Raw genomic sequence first — 21,746 nt, forward strand, 5'->3', positions numbered from 1 at the left:
TCTCCGTTTCCGTCAGTTGCCGTCCGGGCCGGTGGGCGCGGGGCCGTCGATGCCGCCGTCGCCGACCGCGCGGCTGTAGTCGTTGTGCACCCAGTCGTGCTGGGTGAACTTGTTTCCCGACCAGCGGTACGTGATCACGTCCTCGCCCGAGGGGTACGTCACCGGGTCGCCCTCGGCGTACACCTGCTTGGTGACGACCAGGTCGCCACGGTCGATCGTGGCGTAGACGGCCGCGTCCTCGGCCATGAAGACGTTCGTGTACCGGTCGTTCTCCTCGCGGTACACGTACGTGCCGATCCCCACCGCGTCGCCGCACGTCATCACGTTGACGACGACGTCGGGCGAGGTCCCGCCGGTGAGGTTCCCGTAGGAGGTGTCCACGGGGTAGGCGTCCGCGACGCAGGGCTTCAGATCGTCCTTGAGCCGCTCGCCGATCTTCGGGTCGGACTTGATGAGCGCGATCGGGTCGACCCTCTTGGCCGACGGCGGCCCCGGGGACGCCGAGGGGGAGGCGGTCGAGGGGGCGGAGGCCACCTCGTCCGCGCGGGCGGCGCCCTCGTCGCGGGAGCCGGTGCCGCCGGTCGAGCAGGCGGTCAGGGACAGACCGACGGCGACGAGCCCGGCCAGTGCCGTGGTGCTCGCCGCCCGGATCGTGCGCTCCGCACGCTCCCTGTGGTGGTCGCGGTGGTCGCGGTCGTGGTGGGTGTCGGATCTGGCGCTCAGGCCGCGCACCGCTCCCGCCCCCGTTCGTTGCCTCGTGCCGTCGCCCGCTCGGTGCTCCGCTCGGTCGTCCGCTCCAGAGCGCGGGCGTCGGCGACACCGCGGCTCTCCAGTTCCTGACGAAGCCGGGCCAGGGCCCGGTGGAGCGTGCTCTTCACCGTACCGGTCGACATGCCGAGCGCCGCCGCCGTCTCCTCCGTGCTCATCTGCTCCCAGTGGCGCAGGACGACGACACTGCGCTGCTTGGGGGCGAGGACCCTGAGGATGTCCATGAGCAGGGCGCGGTCGGCGTGCTGCTCGGTGGCGTCGTCGACGGAGGCGTCGGGCAGCTGCTCGGTGGGGACCTCGTCGAGCTTGCGGGCGCGCCACCACTCGGTGCGCGTGTTGATCATCACCCGCCGGAGGTAGGCGTCGGCGAGCGACTTGTCGGCGATCCCGTCCCAGCGGCCGTACGTCCGGACGAGCGCGGTCTGCAGCAGGTCCTGCGCGTCCACCGGATCGGGCACGAGGCGCCGCGCGCTGCGCAGCAGCGCGTCCTGCCGAGTGCGTACGTACTCCTCGAAGTCGAGCACCTCGCCGTGCGCCATCCCGAACCGCCTCCGAACCCCGTGACCTGCCTGTTTGCGTGACGTCGACGACGCTACGGAGCGGTTGTCACGGGGTTGTGCGGGGCAGCCGTCGACGGACGCACGGCTGTCCATCGGTTGTGTAACAGACGGCCGGAGGCGGGCCGCCGGGCCCGGGGCGGCCGGTGCCCCGGGCCCGGCCGTCAGGACATCGGCAGGCGGTAGAAGCCGTTCTCCAGGGGTTCGACCAGGCCGTCCGCGACCAGGCCGTCCAGGGCGCGGGCCCGCTGGACCGGCTCGTGCCAGACCGCGTCGAGCGCGGACTGCGGCACGGCCGCCACCGCCTCCCGCAGGACGGCCAGCAACTTGCCGCGCACCTGGCGGTCCGTGCCGGCGTACGTCTGGCCCCGTCGCGCCGGGCCGTCGTGCGCCGGCTTGCCGGCGAGCCGCCAGACGCACCGCGCCGCGATCGGGCATCGCCCGCAGTCCTCGTTCTTCGCCGTGCAGACCAGCGCGCCCAGCTCCATCGAGGCCGCCGCCCAGCGCGCCGCCGTCGCCTCGTCCTGCGGCAGCAGCTCCCGCGCCAGCCTGCGCTCCGCGGCCGTCGTGGCGTTCGGCGGGTACTGCACCCCGGCCGCCGCGCGGGCGAACACCCGGCGGACGTTGGTGTCGAGGACCGCGTGCCGCTGCCCGTACGCGAACGAGGCGACCGCCGCCGCCGTGTACTCACCGATCCCCGGGAGCGCGAGCAGCTGGCCGTGTTCGCTCGGTACGTCCCCGCCGTGCCGTTCCTTTATGGCCACGGCCGCCGCGTGCAGCCGCAGCGCGCGCCGCGGGTAGCCGAGCCTGCCCCAGGCGCGCACGGCCTCCCCGGGCGCCTCCGCGGCCAGGTCGGCCGGACGGGGCCAGCGCGCGAGCCACTGCTCGTACACCGGCAGGACCCGCACGACGGGCGTCTGCTGGAGCATGAACTCGCTGACCATCACGCCCCAGGCCCCCGCCTCGGGGCGGCGCCAGGGCAGGTCGCGGGCGTGCCGGTCGAACCAGGCGAGGACCGGCGCGTGCAGCTCGCAGGGCGCGGCGGCCGGGGGAGCGCCGGCGACGGAGCTGTCGGCGGCGGGCCCGGCCGTGGAGGCGGCGACGGAGGTGTCGGCGACGGGGGCATCGGTGTCGGGAGCGTCGGTGGAGGGACCGTCGGTGAAGGGCGCGTCGATGGAAGTCATGGCACCTCCGATCCTGGCACGTTCAGTGCGCGCCGTGGCGCACGCCCTCGGGGCGTGTGGAGGCGTGTGGGCGCGGTCCACGCCCCACGCACCACACCACCGCGCCGGTCCGGCTCGTGCGGACGCCGTCGACCAGCACCCGGACGGGCCGGGTCGCGGCCTTGACGATCACCCACGCGATCGCGCCCCCGAGCAGCAGACCGACCGTCACGTCGTGGGGGTAGTGGACGCCGACGAAGACCCGGGACAGGGCCATGAGCAGGGCCATCGGAAGGGTCAGCAGGCCGAGGCCGCGCCAGGAGAGCGCGAGCGCGACCGCTCCGGCGCCCGCGATCGCCGCGTGGTTGCTGGGGAACGACCAGTCGCCGGTCGGCGGGCACGGGACGAGGGAGGCGACCGCCCCCGCCACCGCCCGGCACGGCCGCTCCTCGTCCACCAGCGACTTGAGCGACTCGCTCACCACGTAACCGAAGGCGGTCGCGAGGGGCGCGAGCAGGGCGAGCGCCATCAGTTCGCCCGACCCGGATCTGGCCCGCCACCAGCCGGCCACGAACAGCGCGCCGAAGAGCAGCAGCCCCAGCTCGGTCCACACCTCGGCGAGCTGCTGGAACCAGTGCGGAGTGGAGTGGGCGAAGTCCGTGACGTCGAGGTACAGGTCGCCCGAGATGTCCGAGGGGGCCGACAGGGCCGTGGGGTCCGGAAGGGGCGCGGGGGCGGAGAGGCTGTCCATGGCGGATGACGCTAACGGGCCTCCGGCGGGCGGCGCCCGCGGCGAAGGACCACGACGACCCCCGACGAAAGTGGGGGGTGACCGGGTCCCAGGTGTGATCATCGGCAAAACTTGTTGCCTGAGGCGGCGGGTGGGGCGGGAGTTGGCGTCGATCTCTCGTAAGGTTCGTGGCGTGGGATCACTGCGCAATCCGGTCGGGCCGCTTCCCTCCTCCATCTACTGGCGACGGAGGGCGGTCGCGCTGTGCCTGATCGCGCTTGTCGCCCTGCTCGCCCTGTGGGCCGTCACCTTCGGCGGCGGCGGGAAGAAGACGAACGACGGTGCCAACGGCGCCTCCCCCGCCCCCTCGATCACTCCCGGGCCCTCCGGGTCCGGTCCCGCGATCAGCCAACAGCCGGGCGGGCGCGACGAGTCGGGCGGCACCGACTCCGCCGGCAGCTCCGGGGAGAACTCCGGCGGCGACTCCGGCGGCGGTACGAACGCGGGCGCGGCCACCGGCGGTGAGGGCGTCGGCAAGAACGGCGACACCGACGGAGCGGGCGGCGACGGCGGCGCCGGGACGAGCGCGGGGCAGCAGGTCCCGGCCAACTCCCCCCTGCCGAACTGCGCCTCCGGCGCGCTCCAGTTGACGCTCAAGAGCGTCAAGGTCTCCTACGAGCCGGGCGAGAAGCCGCGGTTCCAGCTGGTCGCCAAGAACACCTCCGCCGTCGACTGCAAGGCCGACCTCGGCCCCAGGAACGCCGTTCTGACGATCAGTGACGCCAAGGACGACGCGGTGTGGTCCTCCCAGGACTGCCCGCGCCCGGCCACCGGAGTCCTGCTCCGGGTCCCCGCCCGCGCCACGGTCACGCACACCGTGGAGTGGGACCGCGCCCGCAGCGCCCCGCGGTGCGCGACGGCCCCGGTGGGCCCGGTGGGCCCGGGGACGTACCTGGTGGAGGCGGCGATGCCGGGCGTGAAGGTGCTTCCCGCGTCGTTCACGCTGGCGAAGGACTGACGGCTCCGTACGCCGTAGCCGGAGGTGGGCCGCGGGGGAGCGGTCCCGCCGCATTCGCCGCCGTGCGGCGTCGTCCTACACGTACCGCTCGAGGATCGAGGACTCGGCGAGCCGGGACAGGCCCTCGCGGACGCTCCGCGCCCGGGCCTCGCCGACACCGTCCACGGCCTGGAGGTCGTCGACGCTCGCGGCCAGCAGCTTCTGCAGCCCGCCGAAGTGCTCGACGAGCCGCTCGATGATGGCGCCCGGAAGCCGCGGGACCTTGGCGAGGAGCCGGTAGCCGCGCGGGGAGACCGCGGAGTCCAGGGTCTCGGGGGAGCCGCTGTAGCCCAGGGCCCTCGCCACTATCGGAAGTTCCAGCAGCTCGGCGTGGGTGAGCGCGTCGAGCTCGGTGAGCGCCTCGGAGACCGTACGGGACCGCTTGGCCGTCGGCTCGGGTACGTAGTCCCGGATGACGAGCTCGCGCTCGGGCTCGACGCCCGCGATCAGCTCGTCGAGCTGGAGCGACAGCAGCCGGCCGTCGGTGCCGAGCTCGACGACGTACTCGGCGATCTCCGTGGCGATCCGGCGCACCATCTCGAGGCGCTGGGCGACCGCGGTCACGTCGCGGACGGTCACCAGGTCCTCGATCTCCAGGGCGGAGAGCGTGCCGGCGACCTCGTCGAGGCGGAGCTTGTACCGCTCCAGGGTCGCGAGCGCCTGGTTGGCACGGGAGAGGATCGCGGCCGACTCCTCCAGCACCCGGCGCTCGCCGTCGACGTACAGCGCGATCAGGCGCATCGACTGGGAGACGGAGACGACCGGGAAACCGCACTGCTTGGAGACACGGTCCGCGGTCCGGTGGCGGGTGCCGGTCTCCTCGGTGTGGATGGACGCGTCCGGGACGAGCTGCACCCCGGCCCGCAGGATCTTGGTGATGTCCTTGTCGAGGATGAGCGCGCCGTCGAGCTTGCACAGCTCGCGCAGGCGCGTCGCGGTGAACTCGACGTCCAGCACGAAGCCGCCCGTACACATCGACTCGACCGTTTTGTCCATGCCGAGGACGAGGAGACCACCGGTGTTGCCCCGGAGGATGCGCTCCAGACCGTCGCGCAGGGCGGTGCCGGGGGCGACGGCGCTGAGCGAGGCGCGCATGAGCGCTTCGACGCCGGAGCCCGCGCCGGACTTTCCGGGAGCTGCTGCCCCGTCCTTGGCTGCCACTGCACTCCTCCGGCTCGTACGGATGGGCGAGACCAGGGCAAAGTCTAGCGACACGACCCGAGGCCCCTCTGCCGCGCGCCGCGCGACCCCGTGCGGGGCCTGCCCCGCCGACGGGTGCGCTACACCGCCGCACGGGCCCCGTGGCCAGGTCGTGTCCTGCGCGTCCGCCCGGCCGGACCCGCGATCCGGACCTGCGGCGATGCCCGGAAAGTCCCCCTTCCGTGGCCCCGGACTCCGTCCTCGGCGCCGCACCTGCTCCCGTCGGGGGGCCGCCGGCTCCGGGAGCGCCGCCCCAGGGCGCTTGTCTCCTCGCCCCGTGGCGACCCCCTGGCCGTTCCCGCCCTCGCCGCCTCCGAGGCTCCCCGGAGCCTTCCCCGGAACGCCTCTCCCGGTGCTGCCGGCCCTCCCAGCCCTCTAGCCCTCCTCGGCCTTCGCGCCCTTCGCGGCGGACGGGCGGCGGGTCCGGGGCAGGACCTGGAGCGCGTCGCCCATGTCCGCCACCTCGGTCACCTTCATGCCGGCGGGGACCCGGCCCGGGTCCGTCGGGACCAGGGCATGGGTGAAGCCGAGGCGGTGCGCCTCGGCCAGGCGGCGCTGGACGCCCGTCACCCGCCGGACCTCGCCCGCCAGACCGACCTCGCCGATGGCGACCAGGTTCTTCGGCAGCGGGGTGTCGCTGGCGGCTGAGGCCAGGGCGAGGGCGATCGCCAGGTCGGCGGCCGGTTCGGAGAGCTTCACCCCGCCTACCGTCGCCGAATAGATGTCCCGCTTGCCGAGCGCGGTGATCCGGCCGCGCTGTTCGAGCACGGCCAGCATCATCGAGACCCGGGAGGTCTCCAGACCCGAGGTCGTGCGCCGGGGCGAGGGGATCTGCGAGTCCACGGTCAGCGCCTGGACCTCGGCGACGAGCGGCCGGCGGCCCTCCAGGGTCACCGTCAGGCAGGTCCCCGGCACGGCCACGTCGCGGCGGGTCAGGAAGAGACCGGAGGGGTCGGCCAGCCCCGTGATCCCCTCGTCGTGCAGCTCGAAGCAGCCGACCTCGTCCGTCGCCCCGTACCGGTTCTTCACGCCCCGGACCAGCCGCAGGCGCGCGTGGCGGTCGCCCTCGAAGGAGAGCACGACGTCGACGAGGTGCTCCAGGAGCCGCGGACCGGCGATGGCGCCGTCCTTGGTCACATGGCCGACGAGGAGCGTGGACATGCCCCGCTCCTTGGAGGCCCGGATGAGGGCCCCGGCGACCTCGCGGACCTGCGCCATGCCGCCCGGCGCCCCGTCGATCTCCGGCGAGGCCACCGTCTGCACGGAGTCCATGATCAGCAGCGACGGCTTGACGGCGTCGAGGTGCCCGAGGACGGCCGACAGATCGGTCTCGGCCGCCAGGTACAGATGGTCGCTGAGCGCGTTGATCCGGTCCGCCCGCAGCCGGACCTGGCTCGCGGACTCCTCGCCCGTCACGTACAGCGTGCGGTGCTCGTCGCTCGCCGCCTTCGCGGCGACGTCGAGCAGCAGCGTGGACTTGCCGACGCCCGGCTCCCCCGCGAGCAGCACGACCGCGCCGGGCACCAGCCCCCCGCCCAGGACCCGGTCCAGCTCGTCCACGCCGGTGGAGCGGGCGGTGGCCTGCCGGCCGTCGACCTGACCGATGGGGAGGGCGGCCGTGGAGACGCGGCCGGCGGCGGTGGTGCGGACGGCGGGCGCGCCGTACTCCTCGACCGTCCCCCAGGCCTGGCATTCGGGACAACGGCCGAGCCATTTGGCGGTCGTCCAGCCGCACTCCGTGCAGCGGTAGGACGGCCTGTCCTTGGCGGATTTCGTACGGGCAGCCATGGACCGAACCGTAGCGGTCCGCACTGACAACCCGTTCCCGGCGGGTCGCCGTCACCGGCTCACCCCACGGAATGAACGATTCCTGTCCCCTTTCGAGGGATACCTTCACCCGTACGGATTAAAAGTGTTCAAGGGGTGCGAAGAGGTCGCTCCGCCTTGCCTACGGTCGCCCAGTGACGAGCAGCAGGCTGGAACCCCCTACCCACACCACCGGCGCACACCGGGCGCACCGCCGCGCGCCGTCCCACGCCGCCGGGAACGCCACGTCCGGCACCACGTCCGGCGCGAGGGCGGCCGCCACGACAGGCGCCAGGGCCGACGCCCGTACCGGAGCGGCGGCCGGCGCGCACGGCGACGTCCTCGCCGGCTCCCGGACGACCCTCGGCCGGCCGTCGGCCCGTTACGAGCCGTATCTCGACGGCCTGTTCACCTACTGCCTGTCCGTGCTCTGCGAACACGACTCCGCGACCGCCGTCCTCGTCGACGTCCTGGCCATCGCCGAACGTCACCACGGCCGCTGCCCCTCCGACGAGGACGGGCGCGGGGCGTGGCTGTACGCGCTCGCCCGCTGGGCCTGCCTGCGGACGCTCGGCGAGCAGCGCCGCAGGCGCCAGGGCGCGCACAGCGGCCGCCCCGCCGCCGGGACACGGCCGGCCCGGGGCGCCGAGGGGACCGCACCCGAGGACGGTTCCGGTGGGGACTCCGCCCGCCGCCGGGCCGAGCTGGCGTCGCTCGCCTGGCCGGAGGCCGCCGGGACGACCCCCGAGCAGCGCGAGGCCCTGGAGCTCGCCGTCCGCCACGGCCTCGGGCACCGCGGGGTCGCCGCCGTGCTCTCCCTCGATCCGCTCGCCGCGCGCGAGCTGCTCTCCTCCGCCGCCTGCGAGGTGGAGCGGACCCGGGCCGCGCTCGCGGTGGTCGAGACCGGCGGCTGCCCCGCCGTCGCCCGGCTCACCGGCGACCACCAGGTGCTGCTCTCCGCCGCCCTGCGCGCCGAACTCGTCCGCCATGTCGACGACTGCCCGCGCTGTCGCCGCGCCGCCGAACGCGCGGGCGCGGGCGGCCCGTGGCCCGGCGCGACCGCGGCCTCCCAGACGAGGCTCCCGCTGGTCGAGGCGCCCCGCGCCGCCGCGTACGCGGCGGCGGCGCACGTCTCCCGCGCGCGTGCCGGCGCTCCTCGCTTCGGCCCCACCGGGTTCCCCATGGACCCCAAGGACCACGCCGCCCGGCGGGACCGGATGCGGGCCCGCGCGGTCACGACCACGGTCGTCGCCGCCGTGGTCGCCGCACCGGTTTTCGCCCTGTGGGCTTCCTACCGCGGCGCCCCGGCGACGGGGGAGGACCGGGCCGGAGCGCCCGTCTCCGCGCGCGAGGCGGACGGGTCGGACCTGGACGGCGCCCCCAACGACCGTTACGAGAACACGGGCAACGCACGCACCACCCCCGACCCGCGCTTCACCCAGGGCAGCCGGGCACCCGACGTCTCGGTCGAGGTCATCAGCCCGGGCGGCCCGGTCGGCCCGACCCTCCCCGGACAGCCCGGCCCCGGCCGGATCACGGTCGCCGCCCAGGGCCACGGCGACACCACGGCCCTCACGCTCACCAACAGCGGCGGCTCACCCGTCGAGTGGTCCCTGTGGACGGACGGCCCGTGGCTGTACGTCTCGCAGGCCTCCGGCACCCTGCGGCCCGGGGAGTCGGTGACGGTCCGCGTCTTCGTGGACCACGCGCACGAACCCGCGGGCGCCTGGTCGGCCCGTGTCGGAGTGAACCCCTCCGGTGCGGTGGTCCGGATCGGCGGCCGCGGCGCCACCACCCCGCCGCCGACGACCGAGGAACCCGCGCCGACCACGGACCCGACGACCCCGCCACCCACCACGGACCCGACCACGCCGCCGCCGGCCACCGAGGAGCCGCCGCCGACGACGGATCCCACGGACCCGACGAGCCCCCCACCGACGACGGAGGAGCCGCCCCCGACGACCGGGGAGCCGGCCCCGTCCACCGAACCGGGGACCCCGAGCGGCCCGGAATCCCCGCCACCGTCCTCATGAGGTCAGGGGCGGAGGCCGCTCCGGTCGGGGTCGCTCACGTCGGAGGCTCCCGGGTCGGCGCCGCCCTCGGAGCGGGCGGTCACGCGGGTCGGAGGCACTCAGGCCGGGGTCACCGGGTCCGCCGGGTGCGGGGCCACCAGCGGAAGCTGCGACGACAGCCGGGCCTCGCACAGCCCCACGAGCACGTCGTACGCCGCCTTGCCCATCAGCTCCGTCAGCTCGGGCCGGTACGTCACGTAGACCGGCTCCCCGGCCCCGTGCGCCGAGGTCGCCGAGGTGCACCACCAGTGCAGGTCGTGCCCGCCCGGGCCCCAGCCCCGGCGGTCGTACTCGCCGATCGACACCTGAAGCACCCGGGTGTCGTCGGGCCGGTCGATCCAGTCGTACGTACGCCGCACCGGCAGTTGCCAGCAGACGTCCGGCTTGGTCTCCAGCGGCTCCTTGCCCTCCCTGAGTGCCAGGATGTGCAGCGAGCAGCCGGCGCCCCCCGCGAAGCCCGGACGGTTCTGGAAGATGCAGGACCCCTCCCAGCGGCGGGTCTGCCGGTCGCCGTCCTCGTCGAGCTGCGTCCAGCCCGTCGCGGTCCCGACGTCGTGGAACTGCCACAGCTCGGGCGTGAGCCGGGCCACGTGCGAAGCGACCCGCTTCTCGTCGTCCTCGTCGGAGAAGTGGGCGCCCAGGGTGCAGCAGCCGTCGTCGGCGCGGCCGGCCTGGATGCCCTGGCATCCGCTGCCGAAGATGCAGCTCCAGCGCGAGGTGAGCCAGGTCAGGTCACAGCGGAAGACCTGCTCGTCGTCGGCCGGGTCCGGGAACTCCACCCACGCGCGCGCGAAGTCCAGGCCCTTCTCGTCGGGTTCGGGCGAGGGGCCCTGCTTCGTGGGGATCGCGGGCTCCTTGGAGGCCTTGCGAGCCTTGAGCGGGGTGGTGGCGCTGTCGCCGCCACTGGCTTTGTCCGGCTTCGCCTTTTTCGTCTTGGGCACACCCCCAGCGTATGCGCGCGGGCGCAGTAGCGTTCCGCCCATGAGACTCGGAGTCCTCGACGTCGGTTCGAACACGGTGCACCTGCTCGTGGTGGACGCCCACCACGGGGCGCGGCCCCTGCCCGCCCATTCCCACAAGGCGGAGCTGCGCCTCGCCGAGCTGCTCGACGAGCACGGAGCCATAGCGCCCGCCGGGGTCGAGCGACTCATCGCCACGGTCGTGGACGCGCTCCAGGCCGCGGAGGACAAGGGCTGCGAGGAGGTGCTGCCGTTCGCGACCTCGGCCGTGCGCGAGGCGACGAACGCCGACGCGGTCCTCGCCCGGGTCAAGGAGGTGACCGGCGTCGACCTCCAGGTCCTCACCGGTGAGGAGGAGGCACGTCTCACCTTCCTCGCCGCCCGGCGCTGGTTCGGCTGGTCCTCCGGAAAGCTGCTCCTGCTCGACATCGGCGGCGGTTCCCTGGAGATCGCGTACGGCATCGACGAAGAGCCGGACGCGGCCGTCTCGCTTCCGCTGGGCGCGGGGCGGCTCACGGCCGGCTGGCTCCCCGGCGACCCGGCGGACGCCGCGGACGTGAAGGCCCTGCGCCGCCACGTCCGCGCCCAGATCGCCCGTACGGTCGGCGAGTTCACCCGCTTCGGCAAGCCGGACCACGTGGTGGCCACCTCCAAGACCTTCAAGCAGCTGGCCAGGATCGCCGGGGCGCCCGGCTCCGGCGAGGGGCTCTACGTCCAGCGCGACCTCAGCCGCCGGTCCCTGGAGGAGTGGGTCCCCAAGCTCTCCGTGATGACCGTCCAGGAGCGCGCGAGCCTCCCCGGCGTCTCGGAAGGCCGCGCCTCCCAGCTGCTGGCGGGCGCGCTGGTCGCGGAAGGCGCGATGGACCTCTTCGGCGTGGACGACCTCGAGATCTGCCCCTGGGCGCTCCGCGAGGGCGTGATCCTCCGCCGCCTGGACCACCTCCCGGAGGGCTAGAGCCAGAGCCCTGGGCGCCCGGACGTACGCGGCCCCCTGGCCCGAACCCCCGCCCCGGCAGGCGACCCCCGCACGCCCCCTCCGCGCCCCCCCGCGCGCCGCCCCTCCCACCCGCCCGGGTGTGTGGTGTGCGCCACGCGCGCGGGCACCCGTTCGTCCCAGGTGAACGCCCGGGACGCCCGCCACGCGCGCGTGCCCGGTGCCGGGGAGGGCCGCCGTCGGGCGCCCCACGTGACCGGAACCACCTCCCCGGGGCCCCGGCCCGCCCCGTACCCTGTCCTTCGTGGCAGAACCAGTGGTGCGCGTCCCGGATGCGAAGGTCGCCCTGTCGACGGCCTCGGTCTATCCGGAGTCGACGGCGACGGCCTTCGAGATCGCCGCGCGCCTCGGCTACGACGGCGTCGAGGTCATGGTCTGGACCGACCCGGTCAGCCAGGACATCGAGGCCCTGCGCCGGCTCTCGGATTACCACCAGGTCCCGATCCTCGCCGTCCACGCCCCCTGCCTCCTCATCACCCAGCGCGTCTGGTCCACCGACCCCTGGGTCAAGCTCCAGCGCGCCCGGGCCGCCGCCGAGAAGCTCGGTGCCTCCACCGTCGTCGTCCACCCCCCGTTCCGCTGGCAGCGCCAGTACGCCCGCGACTTCGTCACCGGCATCTGGCGGATGGCCGGTGAGACCGACGTCCGGTTCGCCGTCGAGAACATGTACCCGTGGCGCTACAAGGACCGCGAGATGCTCGCGTACGCCCCCGAGTGGGACGTCACCAAGGACGACTACCGCCACTTCACCGTCGACCTCTCCCACACCGCGACCGCCCGCACCGACGCGCTCGCCATGGTCGACCGCATGGGCGACCGCCTCGGCCACGTCCACCTCGCCGACGGCAGGGGCTCCGCCAAGGACGAGCACCTGGTCCCCGGCCGCGGCACCCAGCCCTGCGCCGAGGTCCTCGAGCGCCTCGCCCTCACCGGGTTCGACGGGCACGTCGTCATCGAGGTCAACACCCGCCGCGCGATGTCCGCGGCCGAGCGCGAGGCCGACCTCGCCGAGGCCCTGGCCTTCACGCGCCTCCACCTCGCCTCGGCGACCGCGAAGCCGACCCGGGTCCCCCGCTCATGACCGCACCGGCCCCGCGCCGGCGCGGCCGCCCCTCCCGGTCCGCCGAGGACGCCGGACCGGGAGCCCGGCAGCGGATCATGGAGGCGGCCCGTGAGCAGTTCGCCGAGCGCGGCTACGACAAGACGTCCGTACGCGGTATCGCCAAGGCCGCCGGGGTGGACCCGGCTCTGGTGCACCACTACTTCGGCACGAAGGACGAGCTGTTCGCGGCCGCCGTCGAGGTCTCCTTCGAGCCCGCCCTCGTCGTCCCCGCGGTCCTCGGGGGCCCGCTCGACGGCATCGGCGAGCGCCTCGCCCGCTATTTCATCGGCGTCTGGGAGAACCCCACGACCCGCGCCCCCCTGCTGGCGATCATCCGCTCCGCCCTCACCCACGAGGCGGCGGCGAAGGTGCTCCGGGGCTTCGTGCTGCGCCGGCTCCTGGAGCGCGTGGCCGCCGACCTCCAGGTGCCGGATCCCCGGTTCCGCGCGGAGCTGGCCGCCTCGCACATGATCGGCATCGCGATCCTGCGGTACGTCATCCGGGTGGAGCCGCTGGCCTCCGCCGACCCGGAGGACATCGTGGCCCAGGTGGCCCCGACCCTCCAGCGGTACCTGACCGAAAGCTGAACAGCCGGTCCGGCATACGGACACTCTGTCCAGATCTTGGAGCGTCGGCGTACGCTCGAAAGCAAGCACACCCATCACGAGGAGCGAGCGACGATGCCCGAGCTGAGGTCCCGCACAGTCACCCACGGCCGCAACATGGCGGGCGCACGCGCCCTTATGCGCGCCTCCGGTGTACCCGGCGCGGACATCGGCCGGAAGCCGATCATCGCGGTGGCCAACTCCTTCACGGAGTTCGTCCCGGGCCACACCCACCTCCAGCCGGTCGGCCGGATCGTCTCCGAGGCCATCACGGCCGCCGGGGCCATCCCGCGCGAGTTCAACACGATCGCCGTCGACGACGGCATCGCGATGGGCCACGGCGGCATGCTGTACTCCCTGCCCTCCCGCGACCTGATCGCGGACAGCGTGGAGTACATGGTCGAGGCGCACTGCGCCGACGCCCTGATCTGCATCTCCAACTGCGACAAGATCACCCCCGGCATGCTGATGGCCGCCCTGCGGCTGAACATCCCGACGGTCTTCGTCTCCGGCGGCCCGATGGAGTCCGGCAAGGCGACGCTGGTCGACGGCACGGTCCGTACGCTCGACCTGGTCGACGCGATCTCCGACGCCGTGAACGACAAGATCTCCGACGAGGACATCCTCCGCATCGAGGAGAACGCCTGTCCGACCTGCGGGTCCTGTTCCGGCATGTTCACCGCCAACTCGATGAACTGCCTGACCGAGGCCATCGGCCTCTCCCTGCCCGGCAACGGCTCGGTCCTCGCCACCCACACGGCCCGCAAGGCGCTGTACGAGAACGCGGCCCGCACGGTCGTCGACATCACCCGCCGGTACTACGACGAGGACGACGACTCGGTCCTGCCGCGCTCCGTGGCCACCCGCGCGGCCTTCGAGAACGCCATGGCGCTCGACATCGCCATGGGCGGCTCGACCAACACGATCCTGCACCTGCTCGCCGCCGCGCAGGAGGCCGAGCTGGACTACGGCCTGTCCGACATGGACGAGGTCTCCCGCCGCGTCCCGTGCCTGGCCAAGGTCGCGCCGAACGTGGCGCCCGGCGGCACGTACTACATGGAGGACGTGCACCGCGCCGGCGGCATCCCCGCCATCCTGGGCGAGCTGTACCGCGCGGGACTCCTCAACGAGGACGTCCACACCGTCCACTCCCGCTCCGTGAAGGAGTGGCTGGAGACCTGGGACGTGCGCGGCGGGTCCCCGTCCGAGGAGGCCGTCGAGCTCTGGCACGCGGCGCCCGGCTGCGTCCGCTCCGCGACCGCCTTCTCGCAGTCGGAGCGCTGGGACTCCCTCGACACGGACGCCGCCGGCGGCTGCATCCGCGACGCCGCCCACGCGTACTCCAAGGACGGCGGCCTGGCCGTCCTGCGCGGCAACCTCGCCGTCGACGGCTGCGTGGTGAAGACGGCCGGCGTCGACGAGTCGATCTGGACCTTCGAGGGCCCGGCGGTCGTCTGCGAGTCGCAGGACGAGGCCGTCGAGAAGATCCTCAACAAGCAGGTGAAGGACGGCGACGTGGTCGTCATCCGCTACGAAGGCCCGCGCGGCGGCCCGGGCATGCAGGAGATGCTGTACCCGACCTCGTTCCTCAAGGGACGCGGCCTGGGCAAGACGTGCGCGCTCGTCACGGACGGCCGCTTCTCGGGCGGTACGTCGGGTCTGTCGATCGGCCACGCCTCGCCCGAGGCGGCGTCCGGCGGCACGATCGCCCTCGTGGAGGACGGCGACCGGATCCGTATCGACATCCCCACCCGCGCGATCGAACTCCTCGTCGACGAGGACACGCTGGCGGCCCGGCGCGAGGCGCTGGGCGGGGTCTACGCCCCGAAGAACCGGGAGCGCAAGGTCTCGGCGGCGCTGCGGGCGTACGCGGCGATGGCGACGAGCGCCGACAAGGGCGCGGTGCGGGACGTGACCCGCCTGGGCTGAGGCCGGGGCGAAGGACGACGTACGACCGGCGCGGGGAGTGAGCGAAACGGCTCGCTCCCCGCGTTCGTACGTCAGGAGCGCACGGAACCCCCGACGAACCGATCCCGCGCCGGAGCCACCGCCGGGACCTCGCTACGGACCCGCACGCAAGCGCTCGGCCCCACTCGTGGCTCCGCCCGCGGCTCGTCCCCCGAGCGGCCCTCCACCAGGCGCCCGGACGAGTTCTCATCCGGCTCTCCCCGGATCCGCCCGCGTCCCGCGCGCGGCTCGTCCCTCGAGCGGCCCTTTCACCAGGCGCCCGGCTCAGCCCTCGTCCGGCCTACCGGCTCCCGCCTGCCGCCTCACCCGCTGAGCGGCCCCTCACCACGCGCCCGGGTCCCGCCCGTCCACGGCGAAGACCGAGCCGTCGGGCGCGGTCGCGAACACCCGGCCCCCGGCCACGACCGGCGCGGGCACGGCCATGGCGTAGGCGAGCCTGCCGTCGCGGAGGCGCGGTTCCGTCTGGCCGAGCAGCGCGCCGCGCACCGTGTCGACGGCGAGGAGCCGCCCGTCGGACGCGGACAGGTACAGCCGGTCGCCGTCGGCGGCGACGACGGGCGCGGAGACGTTCCCGGCGGCGGTCTCCAGCTCCCACAGCACGCGCCCGCCCGGGGCGGCCGTGTCCAGGGCGGTCAGCTGGCCGTTCCGGGTCAGCAGATAGACGGTGTCGCCCCGGACCGCGATCGTCGGCTCGTCCAGCCGGAACGGCAGCGCCACCCGGCGGACCGCCCCCGGCCCGCCGGTCCCGGGGTCGTAGCGGACGATGGCGTCGATCTGCGAGTCGCTGTTCGCCGAGCGCAGGAACACCGCACCGCCCGGGCCCGTCCCCACCGGCACCAGATCACCGTCCAGCCGCTTCTGCCAGACCAGCTCGCCGGTGCGCGGCCGCAGCGCGCCGACCCGCGTCTGCGTCCCGCCGTCCGTCGTCTCGAAGACCGGCAGGAGCCCGGTCGCGCTGTCGTACGGGCCGAAGCGGGGAGCCGTGAAGCCCTTCAGGCCGTGCCGCCAGCGCTGCTTGCCGGTCTCGCCGTCGACCGCCCTGACGGCTCCGGTCGAGGTGAGGAAGAGGAAGGTGTCGCCCGCGGGAGTGGCCCCTTCCTGGCGGGCGGCGGCGCCGGTGTCCCAGCGCGCGGTCCCGCGCTCGCGCTCGTACGTGCGGAGCGTGCCGTCGGCGGCGACGACGCCGAGCAGGCCGCCGGCCGGCATCGGCCCCGCCACCGGATCGTCGGCGCCGGTCGGGTGCGACCAGGCGACCCGGCCGGTCAGCGGGTCGAGCCGCGCCAGGCCGATGCCGCGCGCGGAGCAGAACAGGGCGCCGTCGAGGTGCGCGCAGGCGGGGGCGGTGGGCTCGCCCGCCTTCTGCAGCACGGTCTGCCAGCCGCTGAAGGCCGTGGCCACCGCGGTCTCGCGCGGCTCGGGCACGGGGGAGTCGTCCCCCGCCCCGAAGGCCCCGAAGAGGCCCCCCGCGGCGAGGACGGCCAGCGCGGTGACGACGACCGGCCGACGGGACAGCCGGGCCAGGCCCGACGGACGACGAGGCCGGGACGGCGCGGTGACCCGTACGGGCGTGTCGGCGTCCCAGGAAGCGGGAGGACCGGCCGCCGGTTCGGGCAGGACGAGCGGCCGGCGCTGCGCCGGTATGAACGCCGCCGCCTCGTAGGAGGGCGGGAGCAGCGCCGCCATGATCTCGGCGGGAGTCGGACGCTCCGCGGGCTCCTTGGCGAGGCACCGGGCGACCAGCGGCGCGAGCTCGTCCGGCACCCCCGACAGGTCGGGCTCGTCGTGCACGACCTGGTACGCCACGATGTACGGGCTGTCGGAGTCGAACGGACCGTGCCCGGTCGCCGCGTGCACCAGGACCGCGCCGAGGGCGAACACGTCCGCCGCCGGCCCGACCTCGCGGGGCCGCTGGAACTGCTCGGGCGCCATGAACGGCGGCGATCCGATCAGCTTCCCTGTCTCCGTGTGCAGATCGCTGTCCACCGGCCGGGAGATGCCGAAGTCGATGACCTTCGGCCCGGTGTCGGTGAGCAGTACGTTGCTCGGCTTGAGATCCCGGTGGACGACCCCCGCCCGGTGGATGTCACGCAGCGCCTCCGCGAGCCCCGCCGTCAGCCTGCGCAGCTCCGCCGGGGAGAGGGGCCCGTTCCGCTTCACCTGGTCGGCGAGGGTGGGGCCGGGGACGTAGAGCGTCGCCATCCAGGGGCGCACGGCATCGGGATCGGCGTCCACGACGGGCGCGGTGAAGGCTCCGCTCACCCGCCGGGCGGCCGCCACCTCCTGCCGGAACCGCGCCCTGAACTCCGGGTCCTCCGCGTACTGCCCGTGCACGACCTTGACCGCGAGCCGCAGCCCGGAGGCCGAGGTGGCCAGATGCACCACGCCCATCCCGCCCGCGCCGAGACAGGCCTGGAGGCGGTACGCGCCGGCGTATTCAGGCTCTTCCGCTTCCCGGTCGGCGCCGGTGCTGCGCAACGGCGGCATAGCCCACCCCCGTGTGGTTCCCCGTCGTGTTCGCGCGCGTGCGCGACGCACGGAGCCTAGTCGATGGCATCCGTACGACCGAGGGGGCTTGCTAGCCTGCGCGCGTCGCGGAACGTGACGGTCAGCGGAGCGCTTCGTGCGCCGAACGGGGGAGGACGCCATGGGCGTGGACGAGAAGGACCGGATGAACGAGAAGATCCGGACGGACGAGGACGGCCGGGGGGACGGGGGCCACGCGGCGACGGCCGTGGCGGAACCCGCGGTCGTCTCCCTGGACGTCGCCGCGGGGGAGGTCGCGGCACTCGACGGGGTGGCCACCATGAGCGTCACCCGCTACCCGGTCGCCCCCGGCTACCGGGTCAACGTCCGCTCGGGCCCGGGCACGCAGTACCGGATCGTGCGGACCCTGGCCCTGGACGTACGGGTGGCGATCTACTGCCAGACGCCGGGCGAGTGGATCTCCGGCCCGTACGGCACCACGAACATCTGGGACAACATCGCCACGGGCGAGTTCATCTCCGACGCCTACGTGAAGACGGGCTCCGACGGCTACGTCGCCCGCCACTGCGGCTGAGGCCCGGACCGGGCTGCTCGTCGAAGGCCCCTCGATCGTCCCCTCGGCCGTGCCGCCGAGGGGACGAGCCGGGGATAATCGGTCCTGTGAGCGACGACGACGGTACCGACCGGCCCGAGAACCCCCGCACCACCGGCGCCGCCGAGGGCGCGGCCGACGGCACTCCCGCCGGGCCGCGGCCCGAGGAGATCCGTTTCTTCGGCACGAGCTGGGTCGACCACTCCGGCCACTACGGCCTGCGCCGCGCCGGCCTCGCGGTCGGCGCGCTCGTCGCGGCGGCGGCCGGCTGCCTCGTGCTGCGCTTCGGCTACCAGGGCCTGGAGATCGCCGACGTCGGCGGCTTCGTCAACATCCTGGTGATCGTCATGTTCGCGATCTGCAGCGCCATCGCCTTCCGCGGGACATGGGAGGGATTCGACCGGCGCCCCGCCGACCCGGCCCGCGAGGACTCCCTGCGCAGCCTCAAGGCGATCGGTTTCATCGGCTCCCTCCTCGCCTACGCCTTCCGCTGCCTCAAGGAGGCGCCGGGCGAGAAGCTGCGGCGCACCGAGTACGAGACGGCCCGCGCGCGGTACGAGAAGCGGCGCGGGACCCGCACGGGCAACCCGGCGGCCCGCAAGAAGCCGAAGCGGAAGTAGCCCCGCCGCGCCGGTCGAAACCGGCGCGCCCGAGCCCGCAGCGCTCTCCCGGGGCCCGCCCCCCGGCCCACGCCCCGCCCAGGCGCGCGCCCGCGTCCCAACGCTTGACGCCCTCCGCCCCGCGCGCAATATTCATCGCATGGTGAATTACCCCGAGCGTGTCCCGGAACAGCTCGCGGAACCGGCCGCGGAACAGGCCCCCACCGCAGCGATCGTCGCCCGCGGCCTCACCGTCCACCGAGGCGACCGCACCGTCCTGCGCGGCCTCGACTTCGACGTACGGCCCGGCCGGATCACCGGCCTCCTCGGCCCCTCCGGCTGCGGCAAGTCCACCCTGATGCGCGCCGTCGTCGGCACCCAGGCCAAGGTCACCGGAACCCTCGACGTCCTCGGCCGCCCCGCCGGCGACGCCACCCTGCGCTCCCGCATCGGCTACGTCACCCAGGCGCCGTCCGTCTACGACGACCTCACCGTCGCCCAGAACCTCGACTACTTCGCCTCCGTCCTCCTCCCCGGCCGCGCCCACCGCGAGGAACGCCGCACCGCCGTGACCCGGGCCATCGACGACGTCGACCTCGCCTCGCACGCCGGCTCGCTCGCCGGCCGGCTCTCCGGCGGCCAGCGCAGCCGCGTCTCCCTTGCCGTCGCCCTCCTCGGCACCCCGGAACTCCTCGTCCTCGACGAACCCACCGTCGGCCTCGACCCCGTCCTCCGCCGCGACCTGTGGAACCTCTTCCACCGCATCGCCGACCGCCGGGGCGCCACGATCCTCGTCTCCTCCCACGTCATGGACGAGGCCGAGCGCTGCCACCGGCTGCTCCTCATGCGGGAGGGCGAGATCCTCGCCGACGACACCCCCGAAGCCCTCAGACGACGCAACGACACCGCCACCGTCGAGGACGCCTTCCTCCGACTGGTCGACGCCGCCGCCGCCCGCGCGGACGCACGCACCGAGGAGCCCCAGCGATGACCGACGGCCCGTCCCCCGCCACCCCCCTGCCCCGACCGAGCCGAGCGGCCGCCCTCTCCCTCTCCTTCTCCCGCGCCCTCGCCACCGCCGCCCGCGTCCTGCGCCAGCTGCGCCACGACCCGCGCTCGATCGCCCTGATGCTCGCCGTCCCGTGCCTGATGCTCTTCCTGCTCCGGTGGGTCTTCGACCGGAGCCCGGCGACCTTCGACGGCATCGGCGCCTCACTGCTCGGCATCTTCCCGCTGATCACGATGTTCCTCGTGACCTCGATCGCCACCCTGCGCGAACGCACCTCCGGCACCCTGGAGCGGCTGCTCGCCATGCCCCTCGGGAAAGCCGACCTCATCGCCGGCTACGCCCTCGCCTTCGGACTCCTCGCCGTCGTCCAGTCCGCCCTCGCCACCGGCCTCGCCCTGTGGTTCCTCGGCCTCGACGTCGTCGGCTCCCCCTGGCTCCTCCTGCTGGTCGCCCTCCTCGACGCGCTCCTCGGCACCGCCCTCGGCCTCTTCGTCTCCGCCTTCGCGGCATCCGAGTTCCAGGCCGTCCAGTTCATGCCGGCCGTGATCTTCCCCCAGCTGCTGCTCTGCGGACTGTTCACCCCGCGCGACCGGATGCAGCCCGCCCTGGAGGCGATCTCCGACGCCCTGCCCATGTCGTACGCCGTGGACGGCATGAACGAGGTCCTCCGCCACCCCGAGGTCACCGACGCCTTCCTCCGCGACGCCCTCGTCGTCGCCGGCTGCGCCCTCCTCGTCCTCGTCCTCGGCGCGGCCACCCTCCGCCGCCGCACCGGGTGACCGCCCCTCGGACACCCGAAGCCGCGGCGCCCTCACGGTGCGAGGATGGCGGCACGTACCCCCTCCGGCGAGGTGAACAGAGCCATGACCCAGACCGTCGCAGTCCTCGGCACCGGCAAGATCGGTGAAGCGCTCCTCAGCGGCATGATCCGAGCCGGCTGGCGCCCCGCCGACCTCCTGGTCACCGCCCGCCGCACCGAACGCGCCGAAGAGCTGCGCGCACGCTACGGCGTCGAGCCGGTCACCAACGCCGAGGCGGCCAAGCGCGCCGACACCCTCATCCTCGCCGTGAAGCCCCAGGACATGGGCCGCCTCCTCGACGAGCTCGCGCCGCACGTCACCGCAGACCGCCTGGTCGTCAGCGCCGCCGCCGGCATCCCCACCTCGTTCATCGAGGACCGGCTCACCGCCGGCACCCCGGTCGTCCGGGTCATGCCCAACACCCCCGTCCTCGTCGACGAGGGCATGTCCGTGATCTCGGCCGGCAGCCACGCCACCCCCGAGCATCTCGCGCACACCGAGGAGATCTTCGGCGGCGTGGGCAAGACCCTGCGCGTCCCCGAGTCCCAGCAGGACGCGGCCACCGCCCTCTCCGGCTCCGGCCCGGCCTACTTCTACTTCCTGGTCGAAGCCATGACCGACGCCGGCATCCTCCTCGGCCTGCCTCGCGCCCAGGCCCACGACCTCATCGTCCAGGCCGCCATCGGCGCCGCCGTGATGCTCCGCGACAGCGGCGAACACCCCGTCAAGCTCCGCGAGGCCGTGACCTCCCCGGCCGGCACCACCATCAGCGCCATCCGCGAACTGGAGAACCACGGCGTCCGCGCGGCCCTGATCGCCGCCCTGGAGGCAGCCCGCGACCGCAGCCGCGAGCTCGCCTCCGGCAACGGCTGACCCCCTCGCCCCGCCGCCAGGCGGCCAACACCCAAGGGTGCGCGCAGGCGTCGTCATACCGACGGTGCGCGCCCCCAGGGCCGGGGTTGACACGGGATTGACCGGTCCGTAGTGTTCTCCGAGTTGTCCGACGTGAGCACCGACCCCGGTCGGCCCCGGACAGCCATTCCGCAAGAACCACTCAAGCTGACGGCGCTTCATCGTGCCGTTCTTCTTTCCGTGCGTTTTTGCGAAATGAGGAATCCACGTTCGAAGGTTTGAGCGTGCGCCGCCCGATTAGCGTCGGGGGCGGGGAATCCGCTAAAGTCTCACTCGTCGGAACGGCCCAACAGCCGCGAGGACAACCCCCTCTGACTGGGAATCAGGCCCGAAAGGATCTGATAGAGTCGGAACCGCCGGAAAGGGAAA

The 21,746-nt window shown here is 73.9% G+C and carries 19 protein-coding genes; 11 read left to right on the forward strand and 8 right to left on the reverse strand.

Going from position 1 to position 21,746, the window contains the following annotated elements:
- Window positions 1–12 precede the first annotated feature (12 nt).
- The 4 genes from ACZ68P_RS10495 to ACZ68P_RS10510 all read right to left on the reverse strand — a co-directional run bounded on the left by ACZ68P_RS10495 (window position 13) and on the right by ACZ68P_RS10510 (window position 3,239).
- Complete coding sequence (locus ACZ68P_RS10495; protein WP_471004842.1) at window positions 13–732, reverse strand: hypothetical protein; 720 nt, start codon at window positions 730–732, stop codon at window positions 13–15.
- On the reverse strand, window positions 720–1,307 hold the full coding sequence (locus tag ACZ68P_RS10500) for a SigE family RNA polymerase sigma factor (RefSeq protein ID WP_471004844.1): 588 nt from the start codon (window positions 1,305–1,307) through the stop codon (window positions 720–722). Before ACZ68P_RS10500 ends, ACZ68P_RS10495 begins: the two co-directional genes overlap by 13 nt.
- Before the next feature lie 182 nt (window positions 1,308–1,489).
- Entirely contained in the window at window positions 1,490–2,509 is a 1,020-nt protein-coding gene (locus ACZ68P_RS10505) for an HhH-GPD family protein (protein ID WP_471004846.1), read from the reverse strand.
- Between the two features lie 22 nt (window positions 2,510–2,531).
- The gene (locus ACZ68P_RS10510) at window positions 2,532–3,239 is read right to left on the reverse strand and encodes a phosphatase PAP2 family protein (protein WP_471004848.1); all 708 of its coding nucleotides are present in this window, start codon (window positions 3,237–3,239) and stop codon (window positions 2,532–2,534) included.
- Window positions 3,240–3,411: 172 nt separating this feature from the next.
- On the opposite strand from ACZ68P_RS10510, the gene ACZ68P_RS10515 reads away from it, so the two are divergent.
- A complete protein-coding gene (locus tag ACZ68P_RS10515; RefSeq protein WP_471004850.1) occupies window positions 3,412–4,236 on the forward strand; it encodes a hypothetical protein in 825 nt (274 codons plus the stop codon).
- 75 nt (window positions 4,237–4,311) lie between these two features.
- On the opposite strand, the gene disA is transcribed toward ACZ68P_RS10515, so the two are convergent.
- Together disA and radA are read right to left on the reverse strand one after the other, a co-directional pair.
- A complete protein-coding gene (gene disA / locus ACZ68P_RS10520; protein WP_365712608.1) occupies window positions 4,312–5,436 on the reverse strand; it encodes a DNA integrity scanning diadenylate cyclase DisA in 1,125 nt (374 codons plus the stop codon).
- A 414-nt stretch (window positions 5,437–5,850) separates the two neighbouring features.
- A complete protein-coding gene (gene radA, locus ACZ68P_RS10525) occupies window positions 5,851–7,263 on the reverse strand; it encodes a DNA repair protein RadA (protein ID WP_365712606.1) in 1,413 nt (470 codons plus the stop codon).
- Between the two features lie 173 nt (window positions 7,264–7,436).
- Between radA and ACZ68P_RS10530 the strand changes: the two genes are divergently transcribed.
- Window positions 7,437–9,314, forward strand: coding sequence for a BACON domain-containing protein (locus ACZ68P_RS10530; protein ID WP_471004853.1), 1,878 nt, complete (start codon window positions 7,437–7,439; stop codon window positions 9,312–9,314).
- Window positions 9,315–9,412: 98 nt separating this feature from the next.
- Here ACZ68P_RS10530 and ACZ68P_RS10535 read toward each other — a convergent pair whose 3' ends face one another.
- Window positions 9,413–10,294, reverse strand: coding sequence for a DUF3109 family protein (locus ACZ68P_RS10535; protein ID WP_471004855.1), 882 nt, complete (start codon window positions 10,292–10,294; stop codon window positions 9,413–9,415).
- 40 nt (window positions 10,295–10,334) lie between these two features.
- Here ACZ68P_RS10535 and ACZ68P_RS10540 point away from each other — a divergent pair, with 40 nt between their 5' ends.
- The 4 genes from ACZ68P_RS10540 (at window position 10,335) to ilvD (ending at window position 14,942) form a co-directional block, all read left to right on the forward strand.
- Window positions 10,335–11,267: a Ppx/GppA family phosphatase gene (locus ACZ68P_RS10540; RefSeq protein WP_471004857.1), complete on the forward strand. Its 933-nt coding sequence runs from the start codon at window positions 10,335–10,337 to the stop codon at window positions 11,265–11,267.
- A gap of 283 nt (window positions 11,268–11,550) precedes the next feature.
- Complete coding sequence (locus tag ACZ68P_RS10545; RefSeq protein ID WP_365712598.1) at window positions 11,551–12,387, forward strand: sugar phosphate isomerase/epimerase family protein; 837 nt, start codon at window positions 11,551–11,553, stop codon at window positions 12,385–12,387.
- Window positions 12,384–12,995: a TetR/AcrR family transcriptional regulator gene (locus tag ACZ68P_RS10550; RefSeq protein ID WP_471004859.1), complete on the forward strand. Its 612-nt coding sequence runs from the start codon at window positions 12,384–12,386 to the stop codon at window positions 12,993–12,995. Before ACZ68P_RS10545 ends, ACZ68P_RS10550 begins: the two co-directional genes overlap by 4 nt.
- A 93-nt stretch (window positions 12,996–13,088) precedes the next feature.
- A complete protein-coding gene (ilvD, locus tag ACZ68P_RS10555; protein ID WP_365712594.1) occupies window positions 13,089–14,942 on the forward strand; it encodes a dihydroxy-acid dehydratase in 1,854 nt (617 codons plus the stop codon).
- A gap of 360 nt (window positions 14,943–15,302) precedes the next feature.
- Here ilvD and ACZ68P_RS10560 read toward each other — a convergent pair whose 3' ends face one another.
- Window positions 15,303–17,465 (reverse strand): protein kinase domain-containing protein, encoded by a 2,163-nt coding sequence (locus tag ACZ68P_RS10560; protein ID WP_471004861.1) that lies wholly within the window; start codon window positions 17,463–17,465, stop codon window positions 15,303–15,305.
- A gap of 160 nt (window positions 17,466–17,625) precedes the next feature.
- On the opposite strand from ACZ68P_RS10560, the gene ACZ68P_RS10565 reads away from it, so the two are divergent.
- The 5 genes from ACZ68P_RS10565 to proC all read left to right on the forward strand — a co-directional run bounded on the left by ACZ68P_RS10565 (window position 17,626) and on the right by proC (window position 21,338).
- Window positions 17,626–18,039 (forward strand): SH3 domain-containing protein, encoded by a 414-nt coding sequence (locus tag ACZ68P_RS10565; RefSeq protein WP_471004945.1) that lies wholly within the window; start codon window positions 17,626–17,628, stop codon window positions 18,037–18,039.
- A gap of 86 nt (window positions 18,040–18,125) precedes the next feature.
- Window positions 18,126–18,677 (forward strand): hypothetical protein, encoded by a 552-nt coding sequence (locus tag ACZ68P_RS10570; RefSeq protein ID WP_471004863.1) that lies wholly within the window; start codon window positions 18,126–18,128, stop codon window positions 18,675–18,677.
- 139 nt (window positions 18,678–18,816) lie between these two features.
- A complete protein-coding gene (locus ACZ68P_RS10575) occupies window positions 18,817–19,647 on the forward strand; it encodes an ABC transporter ATP-binding protein (protein WP_471004865.1) in 831 nt (276 codons plus the stop codon).
- A complete protein-coding gene (locus ACZ68P_RS10580) occupies window positions 19,644–20,444 on the forward strand; it encodes an ABC transporter permease (protein ID WP_471004867.1) in 801 nt (266 codons plus the stop codon). Before ACZ68P_RS10575 ends, ACZ68P_RS10580 begins: the two co-directional genes overlap by 4 nt.
- Window positions 20,445–20,528: 84 nt before the next feature.
- Window positions 20,529–21,338, forward strand: coding sequence for a pyrroline-5-carboxylate reductase (gene proC / locus ACZ68P_RS10585; RefSeq protein ID WP_471004869.1), 810 nt, complete (start codon window positions 20,529–20,531; stop codon window positions 21,336–21,338).
- The last annotated feature ends 408 nt before the right edge of the window (window positions 21,339–21,746 follow it).

Source organism: Streptomyces sp. NPDC036822 (genome assembly GCF_055609145.1).